This is a genomic window from Paenibacillus alvei DSM 29 (assembly GCF_000293805.1).
Lineage (GTDB): Bacteria > Bacillota > Bacilli > Paenibacillales > Paenibacillaceae > Paenibacillus_B > Paenibacillus_B alvei.
Genome location: NZ_AMBZ01000001.1, coordinates 628,596 through 639,956 on the forward strand (window position 1 = coordinate 628,596; position 11,361 = coordinate 639,956).

General features: G+C 47.1%; 10 protein-coding genes. 2 read left to right on the forward strand and 8 right to left on the reverse strand.

Going from position 1 to position 11,361, the window contains the following annotated elements:
- Nucleotides 1-2: 2 nt before the first annotated feature.
- The 4 genes from PAV_RS02905 to PAV_RS02920 form a co-directional block, all read right to left on the reverse strand.
- The gene (locus PAV_RS02905; protein WP_005543393.1) at nt 3-1,277 is read right to left on the reverse strand and encodes a methyl-accepting chemotaxis protein; all 1,275 of its coding nucleotides are present in this window, start codon (nt 1,275-1,277) and stop codon (nt 3-5) included.
- A 35-nt stretch (nt 1,278-1,312) separates the two neighbouring features.
- Nucleotides 1,313-1,729, reverse strand: coding sequence for a disulfide oxidoreductase (locus PAV_RS02910; RefSeq protein WP_005543394.1), 417 nt, complete (start codon nt 1,727-1,729; stop codon nt 1,313-1,315).
- A gap of 76 nt (nt 1,730-1,805) precedes the next feature.
- Nucleotides 1,806-2,597, reverse strand: coding sequence for a DsbA family protein (locus tag PAV_RS02915; RefSeq protein WP_005543395.1), 792 nt, complete (start codon nt 2,595-2,597; stop codon nt 1,806-1,808).
- Nucleotides 2,598-2,952: 355 nt separating this feature from the next.
- The gene (locus tag PAV_RS02920; protein WP_005543397.1) at nt 2,953-4,272 is read right to left on the reverse strand and encodes a cell wall-binding repeat-containing protein; all 1,320 of its coding nucleotides are present in this window, start codon (nt 4,270-4,272) and stop codon (nt 2,953-2,955) included.
- A 213-nt stretch (nt 4,273-4,485) separates the two neighbouring features.
- Here PAV_RS02920 and PAV_RS02925 point away from each other — a divergent pair, with 213 nt between their 5' ends.
- Both PAV_RS02925 and PAV_RS02935 read left to right on the forward strand, forming a co-directional pair.
- Nucleotides 4,486-5,046 (forward strand): N-acetyltransferase, encoded by a 561-nt coding sequence (locus PAV_RS02925; RefSeq protein ID WP_005543398.1) that lies wholly within the window; start codon nt 4,486-4,488, stop codon nt 5,044-5,046.
- A 141-nt stretch (nt 5,047-5,187) separates the two neighbouring features.
- Nucleotides 5,188-6,332 (forward strand): IS3 family transposase gene (locus tag PAV_RS02935; protein WP_085981350.1). Its coding sequence is split into 2 segments (ribosomal slippage): nt 5,188-5,461 and nt 5,461-6,332, totalling 1,146 coding nucleotides; the frame shifts between segments, so codons are not numbered across the junction.
- A gap of 96 nt (nt 6,333-6,428) precedes the next feature.
- On the opposite strand, the gene PAV_RS02940 is transcribed toward PAV_RS02935, so the two are convergent.
- The 4 genes from PAV_RS02940 to PAV_RS02955 all read right to left on the reverse strand — a co-directional run bounded on the left by PAV_RS02940 (nt 6,429) and on the right by PAV_RS02955 (nt 11,331).
- Complete coding sequence (locus PAV_RS02940; RefSeq protein ID WP_005543401.1) at nt 6,429-8,753, reverse strand: heavy metal translocating P-type ATPase; 2,325 nt, start codon at nt 8,751-8,753, stop codon at nt 6,429-6,431.
- On the reverse strand, nt 8,725-9,165 hold the full coding sequence (locus tag PAV_RS02945; RefSeq protein WP_005543403.1) for an ArsR/SmtB family transcription factor: 441 nt from the start codon (nt 9,163-9,165) through the stop codon (nt 8,725-8,727). The genes PAV_RS02940 and PAV_RS02945 overlap by 29 nt, the downstream gene beginning before the upstream one ends.
- Nucleotides 9,166-9,429: 264 nt before the next feature.
- Nucleotides 9,430-10,368 (reverse strand): PD-(D/E)XK nuclease family protein, encoded by a 939-nt coding sequence (locus PAV_RS02950; RefSeq protein WP_005543405.1) that lies wholly within the window; start codon nt 10,366-10,368, stop codon nt 9,430-9,432.
- Nucleotides 10,369-10,656: 288 nt separating this feature from the next.
- Nucleotides 10,657-11,331, reverse strand: coding sequence for an SOS response-associated peptidase (locus tag PAV_RS02955; RefSeq protein WP_005543407.1), 675 nt, complete (start codon nt 11,329-11,331; stop codon nt 10,657-10,659).
- Nucleotides 11,332-11,361: the final 30 nt, after the last annotated feature.

The following is an 11,361-nucleotide window of genomic DNA, read 5'->3' on the forward strand; positions in this document are numbered from 1 at the left end:
AACTAGCTTTTAAATGCAGCTGTCTGTACCTGTAAGCGCTGCGCTTGGTCACGCAGCACGTCAGATGATGCAGCCATTTCTTCCATTACGGCTGTCTGCTCTTGGGTTGCACTTGCTACTTGACGAGTTCCTTCTGCCATTTCATTGACGATGGAAGCCATTTTGCGCGTTTGCTCTAACGTGGAAGCGAAGCGCTCCGTCTGCTCCTCGACTTCATTTGCAATATCATGAACAGCCTTCGATGCTTGCTTCGTCACATGAGCGATGGCGCTGAGGGCATTCGCAGCTTTGTCCTTCTTTGCAGCCTCCACGCTTACGATATTGACTTGCTTCGTAATCAATTGCACAGCCTGCACGACCTGAGACTGCATAAGCACGATACGGTCGTTAATATTGCTTACAGCAGAAGCACTTTGCTCCGCCAGCTTTCGTACCTGTGAGGCGATAACGGCAAATCCCGCTCCATGCTCGCCAGCTCTGGCAGCTTCAATAGAAGCATTCAAGGCGAGCAAATGGGTTTGATCCGCAATATCCCGAACCGCGGTCGATATATCGCCAATTTGCTCTGCCTGCTCACTAAGCCGCTGGACGGTATTGATCGAAGCCTGCCCCGATTCAGCCGCCATTAACATACCGTCGATGATCGATTTCAACATCCCTTCGCTCGCTGCAAGAGTTTCCAACATATCTTTGGTCATTCGCTCAGTCTCTTCCGCTCGTGCTTGTACAGCACCGGCAGAGGCATGTATCTGTTCAACTGACTTAGCAGCTTCTGCAGTCCACATCGCTTGCTGCTCAGCCCCGCGATTCATCTCATCTGCCGCACAGGAGATTTGTTCAATCTGGTGAGCAGCTTGCGTCATTGCCCCACTTAATGTCGATGTATTTTGCGTCGTAATATCTACACTGCTTTTAATCTCTGTTATCATATGCTGCAAATTGCGTACCATCTGGCCGAACGAGGTAATCAGGACATTGACCTCATCATGGAAGCGGTATGTTGGCAGTACCACGTTCAGTTTACCTTGCGCCGCCTCATCCGCCGCCTTCGTTAATTGAATAATCGGCTTTACGACCAGTCGTGCCGCAAGCCAGCCCAGCAGGCACGTCCAGAATACGCCAAGCATAAAGATGATGCCGTCATACAGCAGTTGATTCATGCTAGGTGCTAGATAGGGCTTCAGCACGAAGATAAATAACCCGCTTGTCGCATAGGTAACGCCAGATACCACCAGCATGCCGACAACCATTTTCATTTGCAGTCCCAATTTCATCATTTCATTCTCTCCCATCTCGTTGACAACACTATGCCTTATTCCTCTGGTTCGTTCTTGCGTCCGATAATCAGTAGAATCGTGATGAGTAGAAATGCGATAAACGCTAGCGACGGAATTGTAATCCAACCTTCCATGTAATCATAGTTGCACGGAACTCCTGATCGACAAGGAGTTAAGCTTGCCATTCCCGGTACCTTTTGCAGCAAGTAATGATAAATAGATACAGATCCGCCAATGATCGTAAGCGGAAGCGTGTATCTTACGATGCTCCGATCATTGCGGTATGCAGCTATGCCAAGCAAGAGAACAAGCGGATACATGAATATCCGTTGAATCCAACATAGCTTGCATGGTTCCCATAACAACACTTCACTCATATACAAGCTTCCACTGGTTGCAATCAAGGAGATGATCCAAGCAAAATACAATGCGTAACGCCGGATTGCGGACATATATCGTTCCTCCTGATTTAAATATTACTCTCAATACATCATGAATTACGTACAGCTTGTATACTCGTTGTATATGCTATTTCGCTTCATTCAATGCTTGTTCGATGAACGCTTTCAATTCACTGTAGCTGTCCCACTGCCCTGTGAACTCCTTGCCATTCACATATACAGATGGAGTTCCTGATACTTTGGCAAGATCCTTCAGCTTCAAATCTTGGCTAATTGCATCTTTATGTGTTTGCTCGTCAATTGCTTTTTCTAATTTCCCAAGATCAATATCCGGCGACACCTGCTTCGCAAGGTCTAAGAGCAATGGGGTTGTTATCCAGTTGTCTTGTTCATTGCCTTGCGCATGATAAATTGCCTCATGATAGGGCCAGAAGGCTTCTGGCTTCTGAAGGAATACTTCCTCTGCGGCATTCGATGCCATGTAGGAGTTCCCAATAAATGGATAATTAATAAAGGAAAACTTTGCCTTACCCGTATCGATAAAGTCCTTTTTCAGCTGCGGAAACACGGTTGTTTCCCAATCCTTACAAGCAGGGCATTTGTAATCCCCAAATTCTACAATCGATACCTTCGCCTCTGAAGAACCTAGCGTTGGCTGGCCTGTCAGATCGAACTGTACGGCAGGTCTGCTCACCATCTCATCCTGCTTGATCTTCTCCCCTTGCTTGTTCAATACAAATATGAGCCCAAGAAGCACAACTATGGCTACAGGAATCATGAATAAGAAGATGCGGTCATTCCGTTTCTTATTGCTGCGTGAAGTTGGCACTGTCCGGGCTTGTCCCTCAGTAGATGCTGAAGTTGACGGCCTAACCTGCCCAGGCTGCTTGTTACGTTTTGATTTTGAAGTTTTTCCCAATTCATTCACCTCTTCTAACTTTTTTCACCTTCCTTAAATGTAATGGAAAGCTGCCCATTTTTCCATTTCTTTTGTGCAAAATAAACGACTATTTATCAAAAAATTTCCACAAGTTTCTAAACACCCTGCATAATCGATAATTAAAACCTATAAAGAATATAGATGTTATATATTAGACCTATATAAGTACTTCTGTCATACTTTGACACCGCCATTCACTTCGAACGCCCTACTCCACTTGCTAACGAGGATGGAGCATCCTAACCTCTGATTTTCCGGCCATAAAACAGCAGCTTCCTTCCTCTAGTGATCACGTAAGGGGAAGGAAGCTTGAAAATTACCGATTCACTGTAAATTATGAGCTATGGTGATGGGCGGCTCCATGCGCTGTGTCTCTCTTGGACTGAATCTCAAGCAGGGCATCTAACTCACTCTGTATTCGAGGGGCAACGGACACTTCAGCTCCAGTTAACCAGGCAGCATTATAAGGCCCTTCTGCTGGCGTATGCTCATAATGAGGCCGTATTGACTGCACATAATCATACACGGCCATCGGCACCTGATCGCCTTGCACCCACAACAGCGGAGCATGCTTGCCCAAATGAGCAAATGGAGCTTGAGCAATTGCCAGCCGCTCACTCCCTTGCTTCACAAAGGAGAAATTATGTCCTGGCGACGTAATTCCCCAACCGAACCCAGTCTTCTTATCTTTGTATCGAGCAAAGGCAATAGCTTGTTCTATCGGAGATGCTGCAGGAATGCGCTCAACTCGTCCGAACACCTGCAATTCATCGGTGACTTCCTGTGGAATGGTGTTCTCTGAGCCAAGTACATACATGACCGCCTTCTTACGACGCTTCGCGAGCACGTCAGCTGTTGACTGCGGAATCCCCTGCTTGTTCACGTACAGTACGGGCTCTGGCATATGTGCAATCCAATTAACCGCAGGCAGGGCATAGGACGGATCATCGGAAGAAGCAATAATGACTGACATCGGCCGATCTTTGCTTACTCTTGCGTAATAATCGTCGATAGCAGCTGCAACGGCTGCCGGATTATCGCCAGCAATTACATCTACTTTTAGTCCCAACTTCTTCACCTCGTCTACCACTGTCGCATCCACCTTGCCTACAACGATCGCTTGCACTCCTTTATTGTCAGGCGAGCCTTTAGGCTTGAGACGCTGCAATTCTATTCTAGTTTCCTCCGGAATGCGGTCGGACTTAATATAGAGCAGCGGGCCATTATTGGGGAAATGAATAAGATCGGCAGCCGCCATTGCAACCGACCACTGTTCATCCGGTACAAGTACAACCCCATTAGGCCGCTGTTCGTCAATATACCCGGGCCATACTGTTCGAGATACAGTGACTGCCGCCTTCACGTGATCATCTGTATTAATACGCGTCATATTTTTCGTAGCAATCCAAGGTGCATGTGTCGCCTGCTCGTTCACTAGAGGCTCTCCGGCATAGAACGCTGCTTCGTCGGAGGCGACAGTCATCGTTGATCCGCACCCTGCCAGCACTATGCATAACAACAGCACTCCCCAGGAAGACGCGCGCATTAAGCGCGATCTTGCCCCCAATTGCCATGGACACATCCCTGTGGTCTGATCCCATTTTCTATCGTCCCTGTTACTCGTCTGATGTCTTGATATCCATGACTCATTCATGAACATATACCTCCCGTCAATCCATCCATATCTTGTAAGATGCCCGACAGATCCGGTTCTTACTCTTGATTTGTTTATTGATAGGAACGAGCAACTTTGGTACGTGCAAAGAAATACGTCAATGCGATACAATAGCAGCAAAATGAAATTCGCCTTACAACAAACGAGATTTGAACTACTAATACTAGGCGTGAAAAAGGGTGGGATATTGCTGTGAATGAGGGAATAATTCAACAGAAAACGTTGCCTAACGGACTTATTGCTGTTCGTGCGCTTTCAACTGATACTGAACATGTAATGGCACTGCTGCACAACACCGCCAAGTGGCTACAAGAACGAGGCTCTACCCAATGGAATGCATTGCTTCAAGGACAAGACACCCACAATACAGCGGACGCGATTCTGAACGGCGATGTCTTCTTATTTAAGCAGGAGGGGCAGATTGCCGGCATGGTCATATTGCTAACAACGCCAAGTCCATGGGATCGCTTGTTGTGGGGAAATGATTCCGTAGAGGAATCCGTATATGTGCACCGTCTCGCCATCAACCGTAATTATGCAGGTCAGCATGTCGGAAGTGGAATTCTAGCATGGACAGCAAGCGGCATCGCGTTTCCGAATAAGCGCAGCATTCGTCTTGATTGCATGTCCGGTATTCCAGCACTGGAGTCGTTCTATCGTGGAGCGGGCTTTGCGTACCAAGGTCGTACAGACAATGGATATCTACTATTTGAGAAGAATCTTGCGTTATTCCCCCCGGTCAATCAATCCTAAAAAGCAAGCCGACAAAAAACCGCCTGCCTCCTCCACAGATGGAGGGGACTGACCCCATAACGTGAGACAAATCAAAACACCTTTAAGAGAAATATCCTTATATCGTAAGATAAGGGAGACAATCTTGGAGGTGTTTTTGCGTTGGCAACTAGAGTGAGTTACCCGGCGGAAGTGAAATTGAAAGCAATCGAAATGAGATTAGCTGGTATTCCTGTGAAAGAAGTAATGAACGAGCTAAACATCAAAAATGAGACTCAGTTAAAAGTCTGGATGAAATGGTATCGGGAAGGTGAACTCTATCGCCTGGAGCAGCCAGTAGGTAAGCAATACAGCTACGGCAAAGGCCCAGAATATCTATCAGAGCTTGAAAAAGTGAAAGCAGAGAATCATTTTCTTAAGCAGCAGTTAGAGGTTCTAAAAAAGTACAAGGATTTGGAAAGGAGGTGTCACCTGAAGTAGTTATCGCTTGGATGGAGTCCATTCGAGGAGAAATAAGTATTACTCAAGCCTGTGCATGGTTAGGGATTCCTCGATCTAATTATTATCGTTGGAAATCATCTTGCAGAGCTAAGCGTGTAGATAATGCCGTAGGGAAAATTCGAGAGCTCTGTACGGAACATAAATTCCGTTATGGGTACCGAAAGATCACGTCACTCCTTCGAATGGAACAACAAATTAATCACAAACGTGTACAGCGAATTATGCAACGTGAAGGACTACAATGCCGAGTTAAAGTGAAGAAACGCAAACCTACTGGACAGCCAGCACATGTCGCGGAACACCTGTTAAAGCGTCAATTTCAAGCAATTGCTCCGATGCAAAAACTCGTGACTGATATTACGTATTTGCCTTACGGCGGAAAAACACTATACTTATCAAGTATTTTAGACTTGTATAACGGAGAGATCGTGGCTTACAGTATAGCAGACAAGCAAGACACTTCTTTTGTTCTTGATACGCTGAATCAGCTTCCGCTACGTTCAGATATGATGCTTCACAGCGATCAAGGAAGTGTATATACGTCTCAGGTTTATCAAGAAGCAATAAAAGCAAAAGGCATTACCATGAGCATGTCCCGCAAGGGAACGCCCGCTGATAATGCCCCCATCGAATCGTTTCATTCCACACTAAAGTCTGAAACGTTCTATCTCGAAAAAATTACCTGTACAACGACCGCCATCGTTGAGCAGATCGTTCGAGATTACATTACTTACTATAACTCAATTCGCATTCAAACGAAACTAAATAACCAGTCGCCGATTAATTTTCGACGACTGGCTGCTTAAACTTGTAAGGTGTTTTGATCCCTGTCTCACAAACGGGGGTCAGTCCCGAGAATACAGGCGGTTTCTATTTTCGGATGCAGCTATGATGATTTTACGTTATTCTTCATGATCTCGTCCGAGAAGCACAGTCATACCAAGCAAAGTAACTACGATGGTCGCCCCCATATCGGACAAAATTGCAATCCAAAGTGTCAGCCATCCCGGGATCGTAAGCAGCAAGGCAATAATTTTCAAGCCAAGCGCGAGCCCGATGTTCCAGCGCACGATGCGGTTCACCTTATGCGAAATCCGAATTGCGCTAGGCAGCTTCCCGAGATGATCCTGCATGAGGACGATATCCGCCGTTTCAACGGCACTGTCTGTTCCTTTGCCCATTGCGATTCCCAACTGTGCAGAAGCTAATGCAGGCGCATCGTTAATGCCGTCGCCAACCATAGCGACAGGGTATTTCTGACCAAGTTCCTTAATTTTATCGACTTTCTGCTGCGGCAGCAACTGTGCATACCAGTCGGTTACACCCACACTCTTAGCTACTTGTTCCGCAGATTGAGCATGGTCGCCTGTCAGCATGACCGTATGCTTCACACCAGCAGCGTGGAGAGCCGCAATCGTCCGCTTGCTTTCCTCACGAATCTCATCGGCTAATCCAAATACCCCTAACGGCTTACCGTCTTGTTCAGATACAACAACCACTAAAGTAAGCCCACGCGACTTCATTTGCTCCGCAGCTTTACGTGCCTGACGCACTCTTTCAGCCGAACCACCCTGCAGCTTATCCAGTACGCGCTCACTGCCTACCCAGTAGACGGCACCCTGAATTTCAGCCCGAATTCCTTCTCCCGCCACGGTCTCACTGTGTGCTGGTTCTTCGAAGGAAGTGCTTCCCTTCGCCTCCAGATGCCTCATAATGGCCTTGGCAAGCGGATGTAAGGAAGCCTGCTCAATGGAACCAGCGATCTGGTAGAAGCGATCTTCATCATATATCGCCTCATCTTGTACCGCAGGCTCCCCCTTCGTCAAGGTACCTGTCTTGTCAAAGGCCAGTGCCTCAATCTTGCCAAGCTGCTCCAGATGGACGCCGCCCTTGATCAGAATTCCGTTGCGAGCGTTGCGTGTAATCCCGCTGACAATAGCAATTGGCGATGATAGAATAAGTGCACATGGACAGCCGACAATCAGAACGGCAAGCCCTTGATAGAACCATTTATACCACTCTCCACCCATGAATAGCGGCGGTACGAGCATTACAAGTGCTGCAATTACCATAATGATTGGTGTATACACACGGGCAAACCGATCAATGAACAGTTCTGTCGGTGTTTTCGTATCCTGTGCTTCCTGCACAAGATGCAAAATTTTCGCCAGTGACGAATCTTCATACGCTTTATCAATACGTACCTTCAGGATGCCGTCGGTGTTCACACTGCCTCCGTATACCACATCATCAGCCGCTTTGGATACCGGCAAAGATTCTCCTGTAATAGCCGCCTCATTGACGGCGCTGTTTCCTTCAACGACCGTCCCATCGGAGGGAATCTTTTCCCCGGGACGCACCAGTACAACATCGCCGACTACCAATTGTTCAATCGCAATTGTTACACTTTGCCCATTGCGAAGCACGGTAGCCTGCTTCGGAGCTACTGCAAGCAAGGCTTCCATCGATTGACGAGCCCGCTCCATGCCGTAGCCTTCCAACATTTCATTCAGCCCGAATAAGATGGCGACGAGCGTCGCTTCTTTCCACTCTCCGATAACAACCGCACCAGTGAGCGCCACTGTCATCAGCGTATCCATATTGAAGCGCAGCCGCAGCAGGTTCCGAAGCCCTTTCATGAAGGTGCCATATCCACTAAGCAGCATGGCGAGCAGATACATGCCAATCAATACGCCGTAAGGTGCAGCATTGTCGAGTACGAATGTAGCAACATACAACAAGCCGGAAGTGCCCAGCAGCCACTTCATCCGATTCATATCCCCGTGGCTGTGATCATGTCCATGGCCTTCTGCATCATGGTCGTGATCATGTCCATGATCATGCTGATGTGCCTTACCGCTTGAATGGCTATGCGAGTGACTGTGAGAATGTCCTTCGTGACCATGTCCCTCGTGGGAATGCCCATGATCATGACCATCGCAAGCACACTCTGCGTGCGCATTGGCTGATGCATGCGCCGAGCTTGAAGCAGCCCCGCCTGATTCCACCAGCTTCGCGCCGTCTGTTCGCAAGATCCGCTTCACGGCAGTCAAGTCGATATTCTTATTCAGCTTCAATGTTCCACTATTATAGCTTAATGTCGCATCCTCACCATGCTTCAACCGGCGAATCTCGCCTTCCATCTCCCGTGCACAGTTCCCGCACGACAATCCTTGCACTCGATATGCAATTCGTTCGTCAGCCTTCTCTATGCCCCGCGTCGTCATGGCAATGCTCCTCTCTCAAATGTTCTAGTGTCATTCGAACGAGCATCCGAATATGATGGTCATTCAAGGTATAAAAGACATTCTTGCCATCCTTGCGTGATTTCGCGATTCCTAGATTCTTCATGACTCGCAAGTGATGCGAGGTAGTCGCAATGGATTGACCTGTTAATATAGCCATATCGCATACACACAGCTCTTCCCCCTCATCCAGCAAGCATGCCATCTTCATCCGGGTCGGATCCGATAAGGCCTTGAACATCTGAGCCATCCCTTGTACCTCAGTGTCCTCAACGCGGCCTTTCAAGGCATTAATTTTTACGGCGTCATAACATACAATTTCACATACATCTTCTTTATTGTGTGTATGCGATTGGATGTTCTCCAAATCATTCGTTGATCGCTGTGCTACCATTTTGTTCACCTCTTAACTATATTGTTGTTAATTTCATTGAAGATTAAGCGCATTAATCACATTCGCTTGAAAGTTGAATCATCCTTTGCTTAATCGTAATCATTACAATATTCAAAAGAATGTTTGAATGTTATCTGTAGTTGTAGTATATCTTATCCCATTCATAAATTCAAACGATTATTTTAATGTTCATAAAAAATGGGCTTCTCCCTACTATAACTAATCTCCTTATTGCTGCAATCGTGAGCGAAAATGCTTTCTCATCTACGATACTGCTTCCTCACGCCGTCCATACTCACATATGTCCAAATACGGACAACGACGGCAGCGCTTCACCTCTTCTGTCGGTTCGAACGCATCGATGGACATTGGCTGATTGCGCAGTGGCTCTTCCAAATAATCTCGCATAAGCAGCATACTGTCGACGACATGACGTTCCAATTCCTCCATCTCTTCCTCATACACAGCATCCTCTACACAGCTCCCGCTAAGCAAATATTCCGTCCGGATATCAAGCTTTTCATAAGGCACCCCATACACACGATGCACATACAATCCATACAAGCGAAGCTGTGTCTTATTGCGCTCATCTTCCTGACCGGTCTTCCAATCTACAATGATATAATGGTCATGATGACGGAACATAACGTCCAGCTTAACAAATACGTTCGTGCTGGCCACCTCTATCGTGTTCAATCGCTCTAACTCCATAAGCCGTACATCCGAATCTTCCCGATATTGCTGCACACTGCGGCTGTTTAGGAACCGGTCTGCCAAAATGGGAATGCGAGTTTTAATCATTTCAATCGTCCGAGCTGGCAACTGCCCGCCATAGTACATTTCATGAAGCATCGTACGCTGCTTCGGCAGCTCCTTCCATGCTTCTACATCAAGGGAATCCGTATATGCCTGATTAAGTAGATTACGCACGCGACGCACGATATCCTCCGCATCCATCATTCGACCGGATTGATGCATCTGCATCAATGTCGCTTCTGCCATCTTATGCATCGCTTCCCCGAACACAAGATGCAAGTTGGTCATCTGTTTCAACTGATAAGCTTGTCTTGCCAATGGCGGCGCATCTCGAAACCAGCCATTATGCGAGGCATAATAATGATAATAATATTTGCGTCTACACTCTTCGAACAGCACATGCCGCGAGGGTGACCATGACCATTCCGGGTAAAGCTTTCGCTGCAAAGAAATCTCCCCCTTCGCCAAATCTTTCACCGAACAACGGTTTAATTAAGCTATTATAGCATGTTCACGAGTAGGGAAAAGAAACGTACCTCAGTGAATAAATGTTCTCGGTAACCAAGAAAGACAATACATGCTGAATAATGCAGAACAACAGGAACAGCCTTGACCCGTAATCATTGAGCCAAGGCTGTACATAATATCTTTCTATCTGAACCACCGCATCTGATCATTCAACGATTCCCTAATGATGTGATGATGTTGTATCCCCACTGTAACGTGCTCGTTAATTCATGGCTTAACCCAGCCAAGTCTCATATCCAATTCCTGAACACAGTCCGAATGGTCATATTGTTCATCCTCGATACGCGGTGTAACTGGGTAGAACATCATTCGTTCCGCTGCATATGGACGCAGCAATCGAGCAAGCGACTCGATCTCAGTAGATACCGGTCGAAGCCAAGCATCCACTTCCACAGGATCCAATATAGCCGACATGCGTGTCTCGAATTCAGCAACAAGCTCATTTGACCGCGACATTAATAACGTGCATGTCTGCTGCACTCTTCCTTGTGCATCGCGCCATACCTCATACAGTCCTGCTACCCCGAAGACGCCCCGCGAACGCAGCACCATATGAACAGGAAGGCTTTTTTTCCCTTGTTGCCTCCAGTAGTAGAAGCCGCTGCACGGAATAACGCACCGTTGACGCTCCGTTAGCTTCCAATAAGCCGAATTGCTATGAACCGAATAAATATCGGCATTCAATGAATCCTTGCCCCAAAAGGGCACCATTCCCCACCTGAATTTATCCAGTACACGCCTGCCCTTAAGCTCTAAAATTGCCGGCACCGCTTGTGTCGGGCTAATATTATAGCGCCGTTGATAGGGATAGAGCACTTGCTCGATCTCAAATACCCGTTCAATCTCAGATAGATCTGCGGAAATTGCATATTTCCTGCACATGCCCATCATCCTCCTCATGGACAATATTGT

Excerpts from the sequence above, each read along its gene's own strand:
- PAV_RS02905 (WP_005543393.1), bottom strand. The coding sequence starts at position 1,277 with ATGATGAAATTGGGACTGCAAATGAAAATGGTTGTCGGCATGCTGGTG.
- PAV_RS02910 (WP_005543394.1), bottom strand. The coding sequence starts at position 1,729 with ATGTCCGCAATCCGGCGTTACGCATTGTATTTTGCTTGGATCATCTCC.
- PAV_RS02920 (WP_005543397.1), bottom strand. The coding sequence starts at position 4,272 with ATGAATGAGTCATGGATATCAAGACATCAGACGAGTAACAGGGACGAT.
- PAV_RS02940 (WP_005543401.1), bottom strand. The coding sequence starts at position 8,753 with ATGACGACGCGGGGCATAGAGAAGGCTGACGAACGAATTGCATATCGA.
- PAV_RS02945 (WP_005543403.1), bottom strand. The coding sequence starts at position 9,165 with ATGGTAGCACAGCGATCAACGAATGATTTGGAGAACATCCAATCGCAT.
- PAV_RS02955 (WP_005543407.1), bottom strand. The coding sequence starts at position 11,331 with ATGTGCAGGAAATATGCAATTTCCGCAGATCTATCTGAGATTGAACGG.